The 20,916-nt window shown below is 65.5% G+C and carries 20 protein-coding genes and 1 pseudogene; 2 read left to right on the top strand and 19 right to left on the bottom strand.

The features are described 5' to 3' along the window. Nucleotides 1-37 precede the first annotated feature (37 nt). A complete protein-coding gene (locus BLT86_RS05100) occupies nucleotides 38-400 on the top strand; it encodes an Mpo1-like protein (protein WP_003460511.1) in 363 nt (120 codons plus the stop codon). A 1-nt stretch (nucleotide 401) separates the two neighbouring features. Here the strand turns inward: BLT86_RS05100 and BLT86_RS05095 are convergent, their stop codons facing one another. The 11 genes and pseudogenes from BLT86_RS05095 to selD form a co-directional block, all read right to left on the bottom strand. Beyond that, nucleotides 402-1,199: an acyl-CoA thioesterase gene (locus BLT86_RS05095; RefSeq protein WP_075751130.1), complete on the bottom strand. Its 798-nt coding sequence runs from the start codon at nucleotides 1,197-1,199 to the stop codon at nucleotides 402-404. A 106-nt stretch (nucleotides 1,200-1,305) separates the two neighbouring features. Continuing rightward, on the bottom strand, nucleotides 1,306-2,076 hold the full coding sequence (locus BLT86_RS05090) for a CHAD domain-containing protein (RefSeq protein WP_074857198.1): 771 nt from the start codon (nucleotides 2,074-2,076) through the stop codon (nucleotides 1,306-1,308). Between the two features lie 72 nt (nucleotides 2,077-2,148). Continuing rightward, entirely contained in the window at nucleotides 2,149-4,134 is a 1,986-nt protein-coding gene (locus tag BLT86_RS05085) for a transglutaminase TgpA family protein (RefSeq protein WP_092375178.1), read from the bottom strand. Then, entirely contained in the window at nucleotides 4,131-5,087 is a 957-nt protein-coding gene (locus BLT86_RS05080; RefSeq protein WP_092375175.1) for a DUF58 domain-containing protein, read from the bottom strand. Before BLT86_RS05080 ends, BLT86_RS05085 begins: the two co-directional genes overlap by 4 nt. Beyond that, entirely contained in the window at nucleotides 5,087-6,004 is a 918-nt protein-coding gene (locus BLT86_RS05075; protein ID WP_092375172.1) for an AAA family ATPase, read from the bottom strand. Before BLT86_RS05075 ends, BLT86_RS05080 begins: the two co-directional genes overlap by 1 nt. Before the next feature lie 95 nt (nucleotides 6,005-6,099). Further along, entirely contained in the window at nucleotides 6,100-6,816 is a 717-nt protein-coding gene (locus tag BLT86_RS26390; protein WP_408003030.1) for a methyl-accepting chemotaxis protein, read from the bottom strand. 141 nt (nucleotides 6,817-6,957) lie between these two features. Further along, nucleotides 6,958-7,104, bottom strand: a pseudogene (locus BLT86_RS26385) (HAMP domain-containing protein); the annotation flags it as partial. A 1,246-nt stretch (nucleotides 7,105-8,350) separates the two neighbouring features. Beyond that, nucleotides 8,351-8,956, bottom strand: coding sequence for a flavin reductase family protein (locus BLT86_RS05065; protein WP_092375166.1), 606 nt, complete (start codon nucleotides 8,954-8,956; stop codon nucleotides 8,351-8,353). Next, nucleotides 8,956-9,234: a hypothetical protein gene (locus BLT86_RS05060; protein WP_017677124.1), complete on the bottom strand. Its 279-nt coding sequence runs from the start codon at nucleotides 9,232-9,234 to the stop codon at nucleotides 8,956-8,958. The genes BLT86_RS05065 and BLT86_RS05060 overlap by 1 nt, the downstream gene beginning before the upstream one ends. 288 nt (nucleotides 9,235-9,522) lie before the next feature. Next, the gene (mnmH, locus tag BLT86_RS05055) at nucleotides 9,523-10,623 is read right to left on the bottom strand and encodes a tRNA 2-selenouridine(34) synthase MnmH (protein WP_092375163.1); all 1,101 of its coding nucleotides are present in this window, start codon (nucleotides 10,621-10,623) and stop codon (nucleotides 9,523-9,525) included. Further along, complete coding sequence (gene selD / locus BLT86_RS05050) at nucleotides 10,623-11,657, bottom strand: selenide, water dikinase SelD (protein WP_092375160.1); 1,035 nt, start codon at nucleotides 11,655-11,657, stop codon at nucleotides 10,623-10,625. The genes mnmH and selD overlap by 1 nt, the downstream gene beginning before the upstream one ends. Nucleotides 11,658-11,761: 104 nt before the next feature. Here selD and BLT86_RS05045 point away from each other — a divergent pair, with 104 nt between their 5' ends. Continuing rightward, complete coding sequence (locus BLT86_RS05045) at nucleotides 11,762-12,769, top strand: patatin-like phospholipase family protein (protein ID WP_017677127.1); 1,008 nt, start codon at nucleotides 11,762-11,764, stop codon at nucleotides 12,767-12,769. Here the strand turns inward: BLT86_RS05045 and BLT86_RS05040 are convergent, their stop codons facing one another. The 8 genes from BLT86_RS05040 to BLT86_RS05005 all read right to left on the bottom strand — a co-directional run bounded on the left by BLT86_RS05040 (nucleotide 12,770) and on the right by BLT86_RS05005 (nucleotide 20,885). Then, nucleotides 12,770-13,966 carry an ABC transporter permease gene (locus BLT86_RS05040; RefSeq protein ID WP_092375157.1) on the bottom strand — a complete coding sequence of 399 codons (1,197 nt, stop codon included), beginning with the start codon at nucleotides 13,964-13,966 and terminating at the stop codon, nucleotides 12,770-12,772. It abuts the gene before it with no gap. Then, nucleotides 13,966-15,180 (bottom strand): ABC transporter permease, encoded by a 1,215-nt coding sequence (locus BLT86_RS05035; protein ID WP_092375154.1) that lies wholly within the window; start codon nucleotides 15,178-15,180, stop codon nucleotides 13,966-13,968. The genes BLT86_RS05040 and BLT86_RS05035 overlap by 1 nt, the downstream gene beginning before the upstream one ends. Beyond that, nucleotides 15,180-15,860, bottom strand: coding sequence for an ABC transporter ATP-binding protein (locus BLT86_RS05030; protein ID WP_079783854.1), 681 nt, complete (start codon nucleotides 15,858-15,860; stop codon nucleotides 15,180-15,182). The genes BLT86_RS05035 and BLT86_RS05030 overlap by 1 nt, the downstream gene beginning before the upstream one ends. Continuing rightward, entirely contained in the window at nucleotides 15,860-17,005 is a 1,146-nt protein-coding gene (locus BLT86_RS05025; protein WP_079783855.1) for an efflux RND transporter periplasmic adaptor subunit, read from the bottom strand. Before BLT86_RS05025 ends, BLT86_RS05030 begins: the two co-directional genes overlap by 1 nt. Nucleotides 17,006-17,123: 118 nt before the next feature. Continuing rightward, nucleotides 17,124-18,203, bottom strand: coding sequence for an AI-2E family transporter (locus BLT86_RS05020; RefSeq protein ID WP_021489238.1), 1,080 nt, complete (start codon nucleotides 18,201-18,203; stop codon nucleotides 17,124-17,126). Between the two features lie 75 nt (nucleotides 18,204-18,278). Further along, complete coding sequence (locus BLT86_RS05015; RefSeq protein WP_051314561.1) at nucleotides 18,279-19,094, bottom strand: DUF4892 domain-containing protein; 816 nt, start codon at nucleotides 19,092-19,094, stop codon at nucleotides 18,279-18,281. Nucleotides 19,095-19,221: 127 nt separating this feature from the next. Continuing rightward, nucleotides 19,222-20,085, bottom strand: a complete 864-nt coding sequence (locus tag BLT86_RS05010) for an alpha/beta hydrolase (RefSeq protein WP_092375151.1) — start codon at nucleotides 20,083-20,085, stop codon at nucleotides 19,222-19,224. After that, entirely contained in the window at nucleotides 20,082-20,885 is an 804-nt protein-coding gene (locus BLT86_RS05005; protein ID WP_017677135.1) for an alpha/beta fold hydrolase, read from the bottom strand. Before BLT86_RS05005 ends, BLT86_RS05010 begins: the two co-directional genes overlap by 4 nt. Nucleotides 20,886-20,916: the final 31 nt, after the last annotated feature.

Below are 20,916 nucleotides of genomic sequence, written 5' to 3'. Positions count from 1 at the left end.
GATCCTAGACTCGTCTTATCGAGTCGAGGATCGTCCCATGAGCAAACGTCACCCCAACCTGCTGGCCTGGCAATGGCGTCATTACGCCAGCCAGCATCGGCATCCCACCAATCTGCTGCTGCACCTGATCGCCGTGCCACTGTTCCTGCTGTCGCTGATACTGCTGCTGATCGGCCTATGGCATCTGCGGTTCGTGCCGTTGGCACTGGGCAGCATCGGCCTGATCGCCTCCCTGGCGCTGCAAGCTCACGGCCACAGACTGGAGCAACAGCCTGCGGAACCCTTCGCCAGCAAGAGCGATGCGCTGAAGCGCCTGCTGTTGGAGCAGTGCGTGACGTTCCCGCGCTTTCTCTTCAGCGGCGCGTGGTGGCGCGCCTGGCGCCAACGCCGGCGCCACTGAATCAGGCAAATACGGTCACGGTCTGCCGGCTCAAGGCGATCAGCTCACCTGCAGGTGTCCACATCGCCGCCGCCACGTGCCCGTAACCATCGCGGGCATGTTCGATATCCGCACGATACAGGCACCAGTCTTCGCTGCTGAGGGTGTGTAGCGGCTGGACGAACTCGATGGTCCAGGTCAGCGAGCTGCCCGGCGCCGGGCTTTTCAGATAGGGCAGCAGCGCAGGCGGCCAGGCGTCGACCAGTGCCAGCACATGCGCCTCGCTGAGCGCCTGCGGCTCGCGCTCACCGCGCAAGCGCACCCAGCCGCCCATCTGCCGCGACGGCGTGTTGCTGAAAGGCATGCCGCCAATCCCCCAACGCATGGCCAGAAAGCGCGTGAACTCCGGCGTGACATTGCGCACGTAGGGCAATTCCTGGCATTGCTCGACCGGCGTGATCTGCGGCGCGGCCAGTGCCTCCACGGCAATCGTCGAAGGACGCGATGCGCCAAAGCTGCCCTGCACCACGGTCACTACCTGGCCATCCTGAACTGCACGCAGGGACATCTGGCTGACCGCCTTGCCCTCGCGCAGCACCTCGGCCTGAAAACTGACAGGAACATCCGGCGCCACCGGCCCGACGAAGGTGATGGCCAGCGAGCGCACCGGTCGGTCCTGCGGCACCTTGGCGCGCATCGCCTCGAACGCCAGAGCCGCCACCAGACCACCGAAACTGGCGCGCCCCTGCCCCCATTCGGCCGGAATCACCACGGCATCGGCATCGCGGCGCACCGCTTCGAGCATTTCGGAAAAGATCATACGCACCTCGGCATTCATCGATGGCGACGATCTTAGGGGATGGTGGCAACTGAACGATAGTCCGCAAGGATGCTTATTCGGTCATATTTGCGGCGAAAATGTCGCCTTATTCCACGCTGGGAAAATCGCCATACAGTGCCAGCAGGGCTCCATCAGCGCGTTGCTCGGCCGCCTGCTGAGCCTGCAGCCAGATTGCCCGGCAAGGGCCCAGCGACGCCAGCGCATCGGCCTGCGCCAGCCACTGCAGGTGGTCATGCCAGTCGCCAAGGGCGCTTTGCGCACGTTTGAGCCTGAGCTGCACCGCCTTGCTCAAACGACTTTGTGCCGGGTAGGTTTCAGCAGCGTAGCGCACGCGTTTGATCAGCAGGCGCAGGCGATGGCGGTCATGCGCCGGATCGCGTAAGGCGCGGGCCAGTTGTCGTTGCTGGCGCCGCAGGCGGCGCCGGATGCGCTTGTCCACATCGTTCAATTGGCCTTGCCTGGCAGCTTCACGCCAATTCGCCGGCCAGCCGTCGAGCAACAGCATCAGGTCGGCCAACTCGCCACTGCTGGCAATGGCAACGTAACCTGCGGCGCGCTGCGCCTCATCGGCAGGCGCCAGATGCACCAGACCCAGACGAGTCAGCTCGGCCACCAACACCTCACGATCACGCAGCGGCCCACTGAGGCGGCCCAGCACTGCGGCTCCCTGCTCCAGAGCATCCACAGCCGGCAAACCGCGCAGCGGACGCAACAGGCTGCGCAATTGCCGCAGGGCGATGCGCAGGTCGTGCAAGGCCTCGGTGTCAGTGCAGTCAGCCAACCGCGCCTGGCAGGCATACAGCCGCACCTGCAGAGCCAGGACACGCCCCAAACAATGTTCGATGAAATCGCTCATGCTCGATCCTCCCAAACGACGATGCATCAAGCTAACAACCCGGCCCCCACTCAAACAAGTGACCAATGGTCGCTAACGCGACAGGCGCCAGGGTAATGCTCTGCGCAAATCACTCAATGCCTGCCGCAGGGCATCACGCGACGCGGGCCCGCCGGCATAGCGCTGCTGCTCGAAGCATCGGGCAAATGTCTCGATCTGCTCCGCCTGCTCGGGCAACTGCCGCGCCGCGCGCAACGCGAAGGAGCGTGCGCCCTCACCCGCTTCCCGGCGCACGTCATGGCGCGCCAACAGCCGCTCGAACTTGCGAAACGCCTGGCGTTGCGGATCAGGCCGCTGTTGCCAGGGCTTGAGCAACCACAGCGCCAGCAGGCCAATCAGAAGCGCTCCGGTGCCCACCAGAACGAGCGCCAGACGCTGCCAATCGAGGCTGCCGAACCAGTTCTGCAGCAGTTTCAGCTGCTGCTCGCCCTGGTACCCCAGCACCCAGCGCTGCCAGCCGTAATTGAGATTCTCCCAGCTCATGCGCAGCTGATTGAGCCAGGCCAGCTCGCGGTAGCGCAGTGGCGAGAAGGGTTGATCGTCGAGAAAACCATCCTCCTCGGCCAAGGCCTCTTCCAGCCCTTGCTCGATACGCTCCGGTGCTACCTGAAAAGTCGGATCGACGCTGCGCCAGCCACGGCCCGGCTGCCAGTACTCGACCCAGGCATGGGCGTCGAACTGACGGACCTGGATGTAGTTGCCATTGGGATTGAGCTCGCCGCCCTGATAACCGGCCACCACCCGCGCGGGAATACCCGCGGCACGCAGCACGAAGGTCATGGCGCCGGCATAGTGCGCGCAAAAACCACGCCGGGTGTTGAACAGGAAATCGTCGATGCTGTCGCTGCCCAGAGGCTGCGGGCGCAGTGTGTAGACGTAGGGTTCACGGTTAAAATGCTGCAGCACTGCCGCCACTAATGCGTCGCTCTGCGGATACTGCTCCTTCAGTTCAGCCGCCCAGGCGCGACTGCGCGGGTCGCCCTGCTCGGGTAATTGCAGCGCCTGCCGGATACCTGGCGGTTCGGCCTGCGCCTCCCGCATGGCCTCCGGCCAGGAACGCACCTGGTACAGCAGGGGCCGATCCACCGGACGCAGTCTCTGCCAACGGAAGTCGTTCATCATCCGCCCGCTGTCCTGCGCCATCTCGCCGACATCCAGCGCGTACAGCCAGCGCTTACCGCTGGGCTGCATGATGATGCTGTAATCGAGCGGTTCGCCGGCCTTGCTCCACTGCGGCGCGACGGGTACATCAGCGTAACCGGACTGCGACCAGCGCCGGCCATCGAAACGCTCCAGTGTCAGGGCGCGCCAGTACAGTTGTTCGCGCGGCGGCACGTCACCTTCGAAGCTGGCGCGAAAGGCCAAGGCCGGGGAGCGACTGAGTTCGGCGATATCGGCCGGTTCCATGCTGTCCGACAGCCCGGTAACGCCCTTATCACTGGGCAGTGGCAGCGACCACAACGGCCCCATGCGCGGGAAGAAGACGAACAGCAGCACCATCAGCGGTATCGCCTGCAGCAGCAGCCCACCGGCCAGGCGCAGGGTCGGCCAGGGGCGTTCGGCGAAACCACTGTGCTGCAATCCAACCAGGGCAGCCAGCAAGGCAGTGACCGGCAACAGACTGTAGAGCGCTGCGAGGATGCCGTCCTCGAACAGGTAGGCGGTCACCACGCAGAAGAAACCGAGGAAGATCAGTACCAGCGCATCACGTCGCGTGCGCATCTCCAGCAACTTCAGAACGAAGGTGGCGATCAGCAGCACCACGGCGGCATCCAGCCCGACCAACGTGCCACGCGACAGCAGGATACCGGCCAGCACCAGCAGCATCAGCCCGCCCTTGACCCAACCACCGGGATAAGGGGCACGCATGCGAAAAATCTGTACGCGCCAGGCCGCTGCGCCCAGCCACAGCGCGATCATCCACAACGGCAAATGCAGCAGATGCGGCACGATCACCAGCACCTGGGCGACCAGCAACCAGATCAGAGCAATACGCGGGATACCCGGCAGGCTGCTCATGCGCGCGCTCCGAACAGCGCCAGGGCACGCAGGCAGGCATCGCGGTGGCCCTCGCCATAATCCGGGGCAATCACCTGCCCCGGCAGTTGCAGACCGAAGGCCTGCTGACGCTGTGATAACTGCAGCACCCAATGACAGAGCAGCGAAAGGCGCGTTTCACTGTCGCCTCCCAGGCTGTCGAAATCCAGCCACAGGTCACGCCCGCTGAGCATGGCGAAATCCTTGACCAGCAGGCCCTGGCCACGTGAATAGGCCTTCCAGTCCAGACGCCGTTTCGAATCGCCCGGCTGATACTCGCGCAGGCCCTGGAAGTCATCGGCGCCCTGGCCGCGGGCACGCATGCCCTCCTCCTCGTCGTCGTCGCCCAGGCCCGCCGACAGCGGCAAATCACCCTCCAGCGGCCGCGGATAGACCAGCACAGCCTGATCCAGATCGACCCAGCTCCAGGCCACCAGCAAACCCAACGGGAAGCGGCTTTCCACCCGTAGGCGCTCGGGCCGCAACCAGCCGCGCCGCACTGCGGGCAGGCTCAGATCCACTTCGGTCTGCCCCTGGCGTGGCACGTCGCGCACCACCAGATCAGACGGTGGCCAGCCCAGCGCCACGGCCTGGTGCTCGCGCTCACGACTCTCCAGACGTACGCGAAAGCGCGCCTGCTCGCCGACGAACACCGCTCCGCCGCCGCCCGCCTTGAGCACCAGCCCGGCCAGGTTGCGATAGGTATGCAGGATGGTCACGACGAACACCGATACCAGCAGAAAGGTCAGGCCGTAGGCCAGGCTGTTCTGGTAATTGATACCCACCAGCAGCATCAGCAGCAGGGCCACCGCAAAGACCGCCCCCACCCGACTGGGCAGAATGAAAATGCGCCGCTGATTCAGGCGCACGCTGGCCGCAGGCGGAATACGCCTGGCCAACCAGCGCCGCCAGAGCGGCTTCAGCGCTGCACGCATCAGAGCGCCGGCACTTCGCGCAGTAGCCATTGCACCAGAGTGCCGCCACCGTGGCCGGTGGGGTCGGCGCGCTCGCGCAGACGATGCCCCACCACTGATGGCAGTACCGCTTGCACGTCTTCGGGGATGACGTAATCACGTTCGGCCAGCAAGGCCCAGGCCCGTGCAGCGGCCAGCAACGCCAGACTGGCACGCGGCGACAAGCCCCAGGCGAACTGCGGCTGGCTGCGCGTCGCCTCGACCAGGCGCAGCACATAGTCGATCAGCGCATCGCTGGCACGAACCTTGGGCACTTGCGCCTGCAGCCGTGCCAGTTCGGCATGATCGAGAATCGGCTCCATGCGCGGCAACAGATCGCGCCGGGCATCGCCCAGTAGCAGCGCCCGTTCCGCAGCCTGCGCCGGATAGCCCAGCGACAGGCGCATGAGAAAACGATCGAGCTGGGATTCAGGCAAGGCGAAGGTGCCGCCACTGCTGACCGGGTTCTGCGTGGCGATGACGAAAAATGGCTCGGGCAGCGGCCGCGTCGCGCCCTCGATGGTCACCTGGCCCTCCTCCATGGCTTCGAGCAGCGCGCTCTGGCTCTTGGGGGTGGCACGGTTGATTTCATCGGCCAGCACCAGCTCGGCGAAGATCGGCCCCGGGTGAAAGACGAACTGCCCGCTGTCCTTGTCGAACACCGAGGTGCCAAGAATGTCGCCCGGCAGCAGGTCGGAGGTGAACTGGATGCGCTGGAAGCTCAGTCCCAGCACGCGCGCCAAGGCATGGCTGAGGGTAGTCTTGCCCATGCCCGGCAGGTCTTCGATCAACAGGTGACCACGCGCCAGCAGACAGGTCAGCGCCAGGCGCACCTGCGCCTCTTTGCCCAGCAATACCTGATTGACCGAGTCGAGACAGGCATCGAGTTTGGTTCGCATCGTTCGCTCCTTATGCAGAACGCCGATGCTACTGGGGTGCCGGGGCGTGGCATAGCTCTATGCAAAGTTTGCTCACGAAACTGTGAGGGCAGACGCTATGTCAGGCGAAAGTGCCCCGCCATGCCCTGCAGCTCCCGCCCCAGTTCAGCCAATTGGATGCTCGACGCAGCGGTCGCATCCATGGCCGTGGCCGACTGATCGGCGATATCGCGGATCGAGGTGACGCTGCGGTTGATTTCCTCGGCCACAGCGGTTTGCTGCTCGGCCGCGGCAGCGATCTGCTGATTCATCTCCGAGATCAGGCTCACCGCCTCGGCAATGGCCGCCAGGGCGCCTTCGGTCTGGTTGGCGTCGCCAACCGTGAGGTTCACCAGGCTGGCGCTCTGCTCCATGTCGGTCACCGCGCGGCGGCTACCCTCGCGCAAGGCCGCGATCAGCGACTCTATTTCCGCGGTGGATTGCTGAGTGCGCTTTGCCAACGCCCGCACCTCATCGGCGACCACCGCAAAACCACGCCCCTGTTCTCCGGCGCGCGCCGCTTCGATGGCCGCGTTGAGCGCCAGCAGGTTGGTCTGCTCGGCCACGCTCTTGATCACGTCGAGTACGGCATCGATACGCTGAGTGTCCTGGCTCAGGCGCTGAATGCTCTCGGTAGTGGCGTCCATGGCGCGAGCCAATTGCTCGATGCGCTGCAGGGTCTGGCGCACCACCTGGCTACCGGCACCGACACGCTGGTCAGCCTGTTCGGTGGAAGCCGCTGCGGCCTCGGCATTGCGTGCCACCTCGTGCACCGTGGCCGTCATCTGGCTCATGGCGGTGGCGACCTGATCGGTCTCCAGCTTCTGACCATTGACGCCCTGGCGCGTCTGTTCGGCAGTTGTCGAGAGGGTCTGGGCGGAGCTGGAAATCTGCGCCACACCACCCTGCAGGCGGCCAACCATATCGCGCAGGTTGGCGGACATCCCTTGCATGGCAGCGAGCAGTTGACCGATTTCATCGCGCCGATCCTGTTCGATACGTACGCTGAGGTCGCCACTGGCAATGGATTCGGCGAGGCCGATCACGCGCTTGAGCGGACGCACGATGGCCAGGCTGATCATGATCGCCGCGCCAAGCCCGAACAGCAGCGCCAGAGCCGCTGCCACAACGATCAGACCGCTGCTGGCCTGACGCTCGACATGCATGGCCTTGCGCTGAGTATCCAGGGCCAGCTCGACCCGCTGGAGCAGGTGCTCGACCTGAGCGACCAGTTGCCCGTAAACCTGTTTCTGTTGCTGCAATTGGGTGGCGTATTCCTTGATGCGTTCGTTGAAGGAGTCGACGTTGACCACCACCTCGCCAAGCACCGCGGCATAGCCGGGATCGTCCAAAGCATCACGCAACTCGACAGCCAGGGCTTGCGCCTCGCCGGCCTGGGCAATTTCCGCCTGCTCGCTGCTATCGCTACGCCGGCTTGCCTCCAGGCGCTGGCGAGCCTGATCCAGCGCCTGCAGCAGCAACTGGTGGATCTTGCCGACCTTGCCGGCCTGCAATACCGAATCGCCGCCCTGCTCGCCTTGGGAGCTCTTGAGCAGGTCGACGCCGTCTTCCGCCAGCCCTTCCTGCAGCAGATCCAGACTGTTGGCCGCGCTGACCACCAGCCAGTCGGCGGCTTGCAAGGACAGTTGCATGTTGTCGGTGAGTTCAACGTAGCGGGCAAAAGCGCTGCGGTAGTCGGCCAGTGCAGGCTCGACCTGAGCCAGAATCGCGGCCGTGTCGCTATCGAGCTCACCTTGCAGTGCCTGCCCGGCCTGCAAAATGCTCTCAGCCTGTTCGGCCAGGCGCTCGGCGTGCTGACTGTCGCCACTCAGCGCGAACGTCTGCTCGCTCTGGCGCATGCGCAACACCTGCTCGCCGAGTGCGCTCATGCGCTGCTGCAGCTCGGCACCGGCACTGACTTCACGCAACGCCAGCAAACCGGTAACAGCCACCAGAGCTGTCAGCATCAATACCAGAGCAAAACCCGCCATCAACTTGCTGGTCGTGCTCAGACTGGCCAGCCGCTTGCTCAATGAGCCACCCATGACATCCCCCTGCCTACTACAGCCAGCCCTAACAGGCTGTTGAAAAACTACCTGCGTTGGCAATACTGCGTCAAAAACGGCCTCAAAATGCTCATTTACAACTCGTAAAGTCGATCGCGACTCCGAGCGTTTTTCGGCCGTTTTTTCCTTGTCTTGCCTGCCTCGCCTACGTTTTTCAACGGCCTGACAATTGTGGAACATAGGAGCGCAGCACTACTGGCGACAAGCCAGCAGACAGCAAGATGGCCGGGAGAGTTAACTGGACGTCGTTTTCAGAACGGGTTCAGGGCCGCTGCATCTGGAAAAGATCCCGTGTGCGGCAATAGGCGCTACCACCGAGGCGACCCACCAGATCGAGTTTGAGCGGGTCGATGCGCCCCTGCTCGTTGAGCACTGCGTCATCGATATGCGCCAGCAACACTTCGGCGAAGATCAGATGACAATTGGGTCGCTGCGCCGGATAGGGCTGGATTTGCGTCACACGGCATTCGAAGGTCACCGGGGCGCCGACGACTCGCGGCACGTCGATGCGCTCGCACGGCTGGCTGGCAATGGCGCAGTGGGCAAATTCGCTGACCTCATGAGGCAGGATCGCGGCACTGACATTCATCGCCTCGGCCTGAGCGAAGCTGACCAGTTGAATCGCCAACTCGCCGCTGGCCTGGGCATTGCGCAGGCTGTCCTTGAGGCTGCCATCGTCGCGGGTGTTGACGTTGACCAGCAAGGTCGGCGGGTTGTCACTGATCACCTGAAAAAAGCTGAACGGCGCCAGGTTGGCCACACCCTCGGCCGAACGGGTCGAGACCCAGGCAATGGGCCGTGGGGTGACAGTGGAAGCCAGCCAGCGATACGCCTCGAGCGGGCTCAGATCGGAGAAATCGAGCTGCATCAACGCCCCGCTCGCGATTCGCGGATGTAAAAGCGCGCACGCTCGGCCTTGCTGGTGCAGCCTTCGTAGGCTTCGAACTGCTGCTGGGTCTTGGCAGCGGTAAGCAGCGAAAGCGCCTTGGAATAGCTCACGGTACCGGCGAAACCTTCGGCCTCGGCGATGCTCAACTCTTTCCAGGCGGCATCCAGTTGATTGGCACAGGTCTCACGGTAGACGGTCTTGCCGGCGCAGCCGGTGAGCACCACCGCAAGCAGCGGCAAACAGATCCAGTGTTTCATCGACCACACTCCTCGAACGGATATGACTACGTGTAGCAGGTTGTTGAAAACGTAGGCGAGGCAGCCAGTGCAATACCGATGGCGGCCCCGCAGAAACAGGCGAAAAAGCGCAATTTACGTGCTGTAAATGAGCACTTGATTCGCTTCGCTCACCCCTTCGGGGCCGCGCTAAAGCGCGTTCAGCCTGCGACTGTGAGCATGTTTTTAACGCAGCAATGGCAACGCAGGTAGTTTTCAACGGCCTGCTAGGCCCAGTCTATGACGCTACGGCAGAAGGAAAGTGCCACCTCACCCGCCGTTTCGCTTACGCAGGTATTCCACCACAGCCTGCTGCTCCCCGGCGAATTCAATCCGCACGGATTTGCTCTCGCGCTGGAACACGTACATGGGATCGTAGTACTCGACCAGCAAGGCTTCGATCCAGCCGCGATGCGTATCCACCTGGCCATCGACCTGCTGCTCCTGCAGCGCCTGTTCCATGATCGCGGCCAGACGCTGGTAGCGCTCGCCACCCAGGCGACGAGTGATATTGGCCAGGCTCTCGCGCAAGCGCGCGGCAAACGCGGTGAAGCCTGCCTCGGCCCCCTGGGCGGCAACGAACTCGGCACACAGTTCGACCACGTAGGCTTGCAGGATCCGCTCCACGCGATTGGCCACGCTGTCCTCCAGCCACACCAGAGGATGATGCTGCATCGCCTGATACAGCGGTAAGGGCAATGAACAGCGGCCGATCAGACGCGACTCGTCTTCCAGCACGAACTGCTGCTGCCCCGTGGCACGGCGCTTGAGCAGATCGATGGCCAGGGCATTCTCGAAATCGATCTGCTCGGGCTGGCCAGTGGCGCGCTTGCCGAAGCTGGAGCCGCGATGATTGGCGTGCGCCTCCAGGTCCAGGCTGTTGCTCAACTGGCTGATCACCTCGGTCTTGCCGGTGCCGGTCATCCCGCCCACCAGCACGAAATCGCACGCCTGTACCGCCTCGTCGGTGGTCTGCAGAAGGAAGGTGCGCATGGCCTTGTAGCCACCGACCACGCGCGGATAGTCGATGCCCGCCTCGCTTTTCAGCCATTGCTGGACGATCTGCGAGCGCAGGCCACCGCGGAAACAGTACAGGTAACCCTCAGGGTTGGCCTTGGCAAAGGCCGCCCAGGCCTCGATACGCTCGTTCTTGGTATGGCCGCTGACCAGTTGATGGCCCAGCTCGATGGCCGCCTGCTGGCCTTGCTGCTTGTAGCAGGTACCCACCTTCTGCCGCTCGATGTCGGTCATCAGCGGCAAGTTGATCACGCCGGGAAAGGCGCCCTTGAGAAATTCGACCGGGGCACGGGTATCCATCATCGGCCGGTCATGCAGGAACAGATCGCGGTAGTCGGTGCAGTTGTCGCGCATCAGAGCACCTCGACCGCGTAACGCTGTCGCTCGACCATCTCACCGATGGGCGCCAGGCTCAGCCCCAGTTCGGCGGACAGGGCGAGGAACTCGGCCTCGCCTTCCGGCGCCACGGCGATCAGCAGACCGCCGCTGGTCTGTGGGTCGCACAGCAGGAGCTTGGCCAGCTCGGGCAGCGGCGCGATCTTGTCGCCGTAACTGTCGAAATTGCGCAAGGTACCACCCGGTACGCAGCCCTGCTCCAGATAGTGTTCGACACTGGCCAGACGCGGCACTCGGGCGAACTCGACACGGGTACTCAGGCCGCTGCCATCGGCCATTTCCACCAGGTGGCCAAGCAAGCCGAAGCCAGTGACGTCGGTCATCGCGCGCACGCCGGCGAGCTTGCCAAAACGGCTGCCGGGCTTGTTCAGGGTGCACATCCAGTCACGCGCCAGGCCAACGTCCGCATCGCGCAGCTTGGCCTTCTTCTCCGCCGTGGTGAGGATGCCGATGCCCAGCGGCTTGGTCAGATACAGCTTGCAACCAGCCGTGGCGGTATCGTTGCGCTTCATGTTGGCCTTGCTCACCAGGCCGGTCACGGCCAGGCCGAAAATCGGTTCCGGCGCATCGATCGAGTGACCGCCCGCCAGCGGAATGCCGGCTTCATCGCACACGGCGCGGCCACCCCGGATCACTTCGCGTGCCACTTCCGGGGCCAGCACATTGACCGGCCAGCCAAGGATGGCGATGGCCATCAGCGGATCGCCGCCCATGGCGTAGATGTCGCTGATGGCATTAGTAGCGGCGATACGGCCGAAATCGTAGGGATCGTCGACGATGGGCATGAAGAAATCGGTGGTCGAGACCACCCCGCGTTCCTCGTCGATGGCATAGACCGCGGCATCGTCGCGCGAGGCGTTGCCTACCCATAGGCGCGGGTCGAGATTCTGCGCGCCGCTGCCGGCGAGAATCACCTCCAGCACCTTGGGGGAAATCTTGCAGCCGCAACCGGCGCCGTGGCTGTACTGGGTCAAACGGATTGGCTCGCTCATGTCTCTCTCTTGCATCGACGACTGGCGGCGGATTCTAGCAAAGACTGCCTTGGCTAAGCCCAATTGCGCGAGTAAGGTCGAAGCTTCACTGGGGGAATCGGTCAATGAGCAAGAAAGTGGCGCTGGTATTGGGCTCGGGAGGTGCGCGCGGCTATGCGCACATCGGTGTGATCGAGGAGTTGCAAGAGCGCGGTTACGAAATCGGCTGCATCGCGGGCTGCTCGATGGGCGCAGTAGTCGGCGGCATCTTCGCCGCAGGCAAGCTGCGCGAATACCGCGAATGGACCGAAAGCCTGGATTATCTCGACGTGTTGCGCCTGCTCGACGTCAGCTTCCGCCTCGGCGCCATCCGCGGCGAGCGAGTGTTCGGGCGCATCCACGACATCGTCGGCGAGATCAATATCGAGGACCTGTCGATCCCCTTCACCGCGGTGGCCACCGACCTGACCAACCAGCAGGAAATCTGGTTCCAGGAAGGCTGCCTGCATCAGGCCATGCGCGCCTCGGCGGCGATTCCCAGCCTGTTCACCCCGGTGGTGCAGGGCAAGCGCATGCTGGTCGACGGCGGCCTGCTCAACCCGCTGCCGATCGTGCCGGTGGTGTCCAGCCATTGCGACCTGATCATCGCGGTCAACCTCAACGCCACCAACCAGAGCCACTACCAGCTGCCGGTGATCGAGCGGCCGGCGGCGCTCAAGGGGCGCATCGACCAGTTGATGACCACGCTCGGCTCGCGCCTGCCAAGCTTCCGCCGCAAGAGCGAGGACGACGTCCTGCTGCTGGCCGAGGAGCAGCAGCGCGCCGATGCCGTCAGCCCGGCTGCCGCACCGAGCCGCGCCTGGGAGGATGAGGCGGCGCCGAAATCCGCCAGCGGCTCGCGGGTCGCCGAGTTCAGCGGCCCGGCCTCGCTGCTGGAGCTGGTCAACCAGAGCTTCGAGGTGATGCAGACCTCGCTGGCGCAATACAAGATCGCCGGCTACCCGCCGGACATCCTGATCAACGTGCCCAAGCGCGTGTGCCGTTTCTTCGAGTTCTACAAGGCGCCGGAGCTGATCATGCTCGGCCGCCAGATCGCCCGCGACACCCTTGAGCGCTACGAGCGCGAGCGTTGATCACTCGCTGTGCAGCGCCTCGACCGGCTGCAGGCGAGCCGCCCGCCGCGCCGGGGCGATGCCCGAGAGCACCCCGACCAGCGCCGCCAGCAGCAGTGCCAGCAGCAGCCCCCCCGGCTGCACGGCAAGCGGCAGCCCCGGTAGCGCCAGTTGCAGAGCGCCGAGCAGCGTGCCCATCAGCAGCAGCCCGGCCAGCCCGCCGAGCAGCGACAGCAGCAGCGCCTCGCCGAGAAACAGCGCCAGCACCTGCCGCGAGGTGGCGCCGACCGCGCGCAGCAGGCCGATTTCCGCCGCGCGCTCGGCCACCGCGGTGGTCATGATGGTGAGGATGCCCACCGCCCCCACCAGCAGCGAGATGCCGCCCAGCGCCGCCACCGCGACACTGAACATGGCGAGGATGCGGTCAAGGCTGCACAGCATGTCGTCCTGGGTGGTCAGGTTGAAATCCTCCTCGCCGTGGCGCTCGATCAGCAGCTGGCGCACCCGTTCGCTCATCTGCGCCGCGCCGCTGCCGGCGCTGAACACCAGGTTGATCTTGGCCAGGCCGTCGCGGTTGAACAGGCTTTCGGCCCAGTCCACCGGCACGTAAGCGATGTCGTCGATATCGAAGCCGAGCAACTGGCCCTGGCGCGCCATCACCCCGATCACCCGAAAGCGCGTGCCGCCGACCCGTACCGTCTGCCCCAGCGGGTTGGCCGCGCCGAACAGCTCCTGGCGCAGGGTGTGGCCGAGCACCACGTAGGGCGGCGAGCGGCCGTCGCGCGGCTCGGGGAGAAACTGGCCGAGGGCCAGCGGCAGGCGCCAGGCCGTGGCCATCTGGTGGCCGCAGCCGAGCACTCCGGTGTAACGGGTCAGGCCGGCGAACTGGATGTCGCCGTTGCCCTGAATGATCGGCACCGCCGCCTCGACGTGGGCCAGGCGGCGCAACGCATCGGCGTCGGCGATGGTCAGCGGGCGTACGTTGCTGAGCACGCCGCCGAGGCCGCCGGTGCGGGTCATGCCCGGGCGGATGGTCAGGTTGCGCGTGCCGAACTGGGCGAAGTTGTCCTGCACGTAGCCGCGCAGGCCGTCGCCGATGGCGGTGAGCAGGGCCATGGCGGCGATTCCGATGGCCACCCCGAGCAGGGTCAGCAGACTGCGCAGGGGCCGGCTGAGCAGCGCCGAGCCGCTCAGGCGCAGACCGTCGCGCAGTTGCATCAGCCGGCCCCCGCCGCGCCGTGCAGCGCCTGCACCGGCGCCATGCTCGCGGCGCGGTTGGCCGGCAGCCAGGCGAACAGTGCGGCGCAGGCCAGCGCCAGGCCCAGGCTGACCAGCCGCGCCCACCAGGGCGCATGCAGCGGCAGCGCCGTAGCCAGACGCGCGCCCCACAGCAGCAGCTCGGCCAGCAGCAGGCCAGCCAGCGCACCGACCAGAGCCAGCAGCAGCGCCTCGCCGAGAAACACCAGGCGCACCTGCCCGGCGCTGGCACCGAGGGCCTTGAGCAGGCCGATCTCGGCGGTACGCTGGCTGACCGAAATCCAGGTCACGTTCATCACCAGGATGCCGGCCACCAGCAGGCTGATCGCGGCGATGCCGCCGAGCGCCTGGGTCAGGCGCGCGAGAATCTGCTCGAAGGTGCCGCGCAGGGCGTCCTGGCCGACCAGGGTGAAATCCTCCTTGCCCTGGTGACGCCGGCTCAGGCTGGCACGAATCTCCCGCTGCGCGCTACCGAGGTAACTGGCGCCGCGCAGCTCGACAAAGATGCGCAGCAGGCCCTCGCGGTCGAACAGCGCCTGGGCGTTGGCCAGGGGTATCAATAGGCTGTCGGAAAAATCCATGCCCAGCGACTCGCCGCGTTCGGCCAGCACGCCGATCACCCGCAGCCGCCGGTCGCCGGCGCGCAGCCACTGGCCCAGCGCCGGCCCGTCGCCGAACAGCTCGCGGCGCAGCCGTGCGCCGATCACGCCGACCGCCTCGCCCTGGCCCGCGGCCAGTTCCGGCAGCGCCTGGCCCTGGGCCAGCTGCAGGCCGCGCATGGCGAAGAAGTGATGGTCGGTGCCGACGATCAGCGTCTCGCGGTGGCGATTGCCGGCGCGTACCTCGGCGCGCCCCGACTGCTGCGGCGCCACCCGGCGCACCTGCGGCAGGCGGGCGATGGCCAGGGCATCGCCGAGGGTCAGCTCGCGCGGCGCCAGGCCGGTGACCGGCGGCATGCCGCCGGTGGTCTGGTTGCGCCCCGGCACGACGATCAGCAGGTGGCGGCCGAGCTGGTCGAACTCGCCGATGACGAAGCGCCGGGCGCCCTCGCCCAGGCCGCTGAGCAGCACCACGGCGAACACGCCAATGGCGATGGCCAGCAAGAGCATGGCGCTGCGCGAACGGTGCCCGCGCAGCCCGCCGAGCCACAGGGCGCAGAGGTCGGCGGCACGCATCAGGCCACCCGCAGTTGCGGCGGCCGCGCCTGGCCGTCGTGCAGCCACAGCTGGCGCCGCGCGCGCGCCGCGTGCTGCAGGTCGTGGGTCACCACCACCAGGGTCTGGCCCTCGGCGTTGAGCGCTTCGAGCAGGGCGAACACCTCGCCGCCGGCCTGGCTGTCGAGGTTGCCGGTGGGCTCGTCGGCCAGCAGCAGCGCCGGGCGCATGACCATGGCGCGGGCGATGGCCACCCGCTGGCGCTGACCGCCGGACAGCTCGGCCGGGCGATGACCCAGGCGCTGGCCGAGGCCGAGGCGTTCGGCCAGCTCGCGGCTGCGGCGGCGGCGCTCGGCGGGGTCGATGCCGGCCAGGAGCATCGGCAGCTCGATGTTTTCCAGCACGTTCAGCCGCGGGATCAGGTGGTAGGCCTGGAACACGAAACCGATATGGCGGCTGCGTAGCTCGGCGCGACGGCGTTCGTCGAGCGCTACGGTGGCCTCATTGTTGAGCCAGTACTCACCGGCATCCGGCACGTCGAGCAGGCCGAGAATATTGAGCAAGGTCGACTTGCCCGAGCCGGACGGACCGACCACCGCCAGGTAGTCGCCGGCAGCGATCTGCAGGTCCAGCGCCGCCAGGCCGACAACCCGCTGCTCGCCACTGGCGAAGCCGCGCGTCACCCCCTGCAGACGGATCATCACTGCGCTTCCGCGCCGCGCGAGATCACCGCGATACCGTCCTTGAGTCCCTCCTGGTGGAGGCTGGCGAGAATCCGCTCGCCCTCGTGCAGGCCGTCGAGCACCTCGGTCCAGCGCCAGTTGGCCAGCCCGGTGTTGAGTTCCACCTCGCGCAACACGCCGGTGGCCGGGTCGTAGCGCAGCACCCGGCGCCCCTCCAGCAGGGTCTCGGTGGGGATACGCAGGCTGCCGGCGCTCTGTTCCAGGAGGATTTCCACGTCGGCGCTATAGCCGGCCAGCAGGGTCACGTCCACCGGCAACTGGGCGAAACGCACCTCGACGTCGACGGTGCGCGCCTGCTTCTCCAGCTCACGCACGAAGGGCGCGATGCGGCTGACCTGGCCGTGGAAGTGGCGGCCGCGGAAAGCGTCCAGGCTGATCCGTACCGGCATGCCGATGCGCACCCGACCGGCGTCCACCTCGTCGATCGGTGCATCGACGTAGAGGCAGCTGTCGTCGATCAGGTCCACCGCCGGCGGCGTCGGAATGCCCGGCGGTGAGGGCGTGACGAATTCGCCCAGCTCGCCGTTGATCTGCGCTACCACTCCGGCGAAGGGCGCACGCAGCACGGCCTGGTCGAGCAGCGAGCGCTGCAGCGTCAGGTTGGCCTCGGCCTCGCGGATCTGCACCTGCTGCGCGGTGCAGGCCAGTTGCGCCAGGCGCGCCTTGGTCTCGGCCTGGTCGAGGCGCTCGAGCGAGGTCAGCTTGCGTTCACCCAGGTGCTGCAGGCGGCGGTGATCGCGCTGGTACAACTCGGCCTTGCGGCACAGCTGCTCGCGCTCGCTGCGGCGTACCTCAAGACGCGCACTGGCCTCCTCGACCCGCGCCAGGCGGTCGTCCTGGCGCAGGCGCATGAGCACCTGGCCGAGTTCGACCTGCTGGCCCTCGTCGACCAGCAGCTCGCTGACCTGGCCGCCGACATTGAACGACAGCCGCGAACGGCGACAGGATTTAAGGGTGCCGGCGCGGGTATTGGCGACCAGGGTTTCCACCGGGCCGCGCTCCACCGCGATCAGTTGCACGGGCATCGGTTGGGGTCGCTGCCACCACCATACAACCGCCAATAAACCGGCGAAAACAATGAGGTAAATCGACAGACTGCGCATAAGTGCCTCTTTATTGACACCCTAGCTTCAGCCTAGGTCAGCCTCTCCCCGCCAACAACGCGATACGCCCGCCATTGGTCTCTTGATAGAAGTTCTTAGTTTCAACGGCTGATACGTCTCATGCCCGTTTGTCCGGCGGCAGCTGGTCGAGGGCTGCCTGGTTGTCGGGCGCCTTCTCCGCCACCCAGTCGCTGAGCAGGCTGTATGCCACTGCCAGCAGTGTCGGACCAAGGAACAGGCCCATGAAGCCGAAGGCCAGGATGCCGCCGAATACGCCGAGCAGCACCACCACCAGCGGCAGGTTGCCGCCACGGCTGATCAGGTAGGGCTTGAGGATGTTGTCCACCCCACTGATGATGAAGAAGCCCCAGATACCCAAGAAGATCGCCATGCCGATTTCCCCCTGCCATACCAGCCAGGCCACGGCCGGGCCCCAGATCAGCGGCGGGATCATGATGAAGCTGAAGGCGAAGGTCAGCAGGCCCAGCACCAGTGCCCCCGGCACTCCGGCGATGACGAAACCGATGTAGGCCAGCACGGCCTGCGCTGCGGCGGTGCCGATCACGCCGTTGACCACACGCTGTACAGTGCCGGCAACCAGTTCCAGATAATGATCGGCACGCTCGCCGATCAGCCGCTCCAGCAGGCTGTGCACGAATACCGCCAGGCGCGGGCCATCACGGTAGAAGAAGAACACCAGCACCAGGCTCAGGGCCAGCTCGACCATGCCCGCACCGATCTTCGCGCTACGCGCCACCAGCCAGTTGCCGACCTGGCCCAGATAGGGCCGCAGCGTGTCGAAGAAGGCAGCACCCTGCTGGTCGATGGTGCGCCACAGTTCCACCAGGCGATCACCGACCAGCGGAATACTGGCCAGCCAGCTCGGCGGTGGCGGCAGGCCTTCGACCTGAAGATCCTTGACCAGGGCGTTGGCGTCCTTGATGTGATCGGCCAGGTTGAAGCCCAGCCAGACCAGCGGCACCGCCACCATGATCACCCAGACCCCGGTCAGGATGCCCGCCGCCAGCGACAGGCGCCCATTGAGCAATTGCGTCAGCAGGCGCATCAGCGGCCAACTGGCAAAGGCCAACACGGCAGCCCAGAACAGCGCCGACCAGAATGGCGCCAGCACCCATAGGCTGGCAGCCAGCAGGCCGAGCAGAAGAATCTGCACCAGCAGACGATCATTAGTGGCCATCAAGCGAAACTCCCTTCGACGAAACGACAAAGCGCCCCTACGGGCGCTCTGTTACAGGCGATTGCGAGTGCTAGCTTAACGCAACAAACGCACGCTCAGTGTTTCATCCGAACGCTCACCCAACTCCAGGCGCGCTTCGCGCACGCGCTGCTCGATCAACGCCTCACGCCAGGCTTCGGCCTGGCTACCGGCGAGGCTGACGCGCAAGGTGCTGTCGAGGTTCAGGCTGCGCGCCAGCACCTCGACCCAGGCGCTGTCGGCCTTGGCTTCATCGGGCAGTTTCAGTTGCCCATCGGTGCGCAACTGACGCAGCAAGGTCGCCGGCGTCGGCAGTAATACGCCCAGAGGGGCTTCGGCATCCAGTTGCTCGGCATGCAGGTAAGCACGGCGATTACCACGAGTGATGCTGTATAGCGCCAGCAGGCTCTCGTGATTCGGCTCGGCCAGGCGCAACAAGGCATAGGCCTGCTGGTCGTCAGAGCCATATAGCGTGGCATTGCCGAATACCGAGTTGGCCCACAGGCTACTCGCACCACACTCACGGCCCTGGCACCAGTAGAGCAGCTCGGCGTCCTTTTCCAGCAGCGCTTCGCGCGCCGCGGTGAACACCTGATCGGCGCTGTGGGTGCGTGGCAGCTCGTAGGTCACCGCACTGTGCTTGCCCTGCACGAGAATCTCCCGCTCATAGCGCAACCGCCCGCTGATGCGGCGAATGGAGCCTTGCGGATAGATACGCTCGACATCGGGCGCTTCCTTGAACGCGACGATGTGACTGGCAGGAAACCGCGGCAGTACCTCGAGGTCGCGACTGCCAGGTAGATCGGCCGCCAGTACGGCACCGCTGCAGACCGTGGCAAGCACCGCAGACAAAAACTGCACAGCCCCCTTCATGAGGTGGCAGTCCACTGAAAAAACGCGACGGGTGAGCTTGCTGTACAGCGAGTGGCGACTTTTAACGGGTCGATCATGCGATCCTCCATGGCAGACCGCCACACCTTTCCCCACGGCCGCAGGCAAGTCAAGGCAAGCGCAGGAATGGATTGAAACAATCCGCTACGAGCTGCGCACCGGCTTCATCATCCAGATGCAGGTGATGCCCACCGGGCAGACGGTGTACCTCGAACGGCAGATCCTGCAGCAAGGTGCGCACGGCCGCCTGCGCCCCCATCATACCCTGCTCCGCCAGCACCAGGCTGACCGGACATTGCAGCGCGCGAACGAACGCCTGGGCATGCGCCCAGCTCAGACGCAGCGGCGACGGCAGGGTCAGGCGGCTGTCGGTACGCCAGGTGTAGCCGCCCGGCACCGGCATCAGCCCACGCTGGGCCAGCAATTCGGCCGCCTCACGGCTGACCGCGCCCACGCCTTTCATGCGTGCCTCGACCGCGCGCGCCATCTCCGCGTACACCGGCTTGCGCTTGTCAGTCAGCGCCTGCCTGGCGCGCAAGGCTTCACCCAGCTTCTGCGGCGCCTGCTCGGCTTCACCGGTGTAAGGCACCAGGCCGTCAATCAGGGCCAGGCGCGCGATCCGCTCCGGCATCGCTCCCGCCAGCAACACTGCCGTGATCGCGCCCATGGAATGACCGAGGATGGAGAAACGCGCCCAGCCAAACTGCTCGGCGACCTGCAGTACATCAAAGGCATAGTCCCATAACGCGTAACCGGCGCCTTCCGAACGATGCTCGGAATGCCCATGACCGGCAAAATCAAGGGCGACGATGCGCACCCCCTCGAGTTTCGGCGCCAGCCGCGCAAAGCTCGCCGCGTTGTCCAGCCAGCCGTGCAGCGCCAGAACCGGCACACCATCCTCTGGACCGTAGAGATGAGCCGCCAACTCGATATGCGGCAGGCTCAGGCGCACTTCCTCGAAATCCATGCTCATGCACGTTGCTCCTGGCTACCAGCCCAGCGGGTGAACAGTTGACGCAGCAGGTCGGCGGTAGCCTGCGGGCGCTCCAGCGGGAACATATGGCCGCCAGGCAGATTGTGATATTCCGCGCGCGGCATGCGCCGCAACAGATGCGCATGATGCGGCAACACCACCCGACTGTGGCGACCGCGCACCATGGCCAGCGGCACCGCCAACTGCTGTGGCCGGCCCGGCGAAGTGTGCGGCACGCTGCGGTAGATACTGATCTCGGTGGCCGGATCGAACTTCAGGCGCAGCCCCTGCTCACTCAATTGCAGGCCATGGCTGACATAGGCGTCCAGGCACTCGGGGTCGAAACGGCGAAACAGGCTCTTGCCGGCGAAGTAGTCTCGCGCCTCGACGAGATCGGCAAAGGCTTCACGGCGCCCAAGCGTGCGGCCGGCCGGGGTGATGCGGTCGATGAAGCCGAAGCGCTTGGCAGCGCGAATCACCATGCGGTCTGCCAGGGTCAGCACTGGCGAATCGAGCATCACCACGCCGCGGTACAACTCCGGGCGAAGCAAGGCGGCGTGATAATGCAGCACACCGCCGAGCGAATGGCCGACGCCCCAGACCGGCTCATCGCCGCCCTCGAGGTGATGGATCAGCTCATCGACCAGATTCGACCAGTTGTCATTGACCGGAAAACGCGGGTCGTGGCCATGCTGTTCCAGGTGCTGCACCTGAAAATCCGGCGCCAGCGCGGCGAACAGCTTGCCGTAGGTGGCCGACGGAAAGCCGTTGGCATGAGCGAAGAAGATCGACTGCGGCATGCATCAAACTCGAGAAAGCAAACATGCCCGG

It is taken from the genome of Pseudomonas sihuiensis (genome assembly GCF_900106015.1).
Classification (GTDB): domain Bacteria; phylum Pseudomonadota; class Gammaproteobacteria; order Pseudomonadales; family Pseudomonadaceae; genus Aquipseudomonas; species Aquipseudomonas sihuiensis.
Note: the sequence above shows the minus strand (reverse complement) of the source record. Positions and strands in the feature narration are given on the sequence as shown.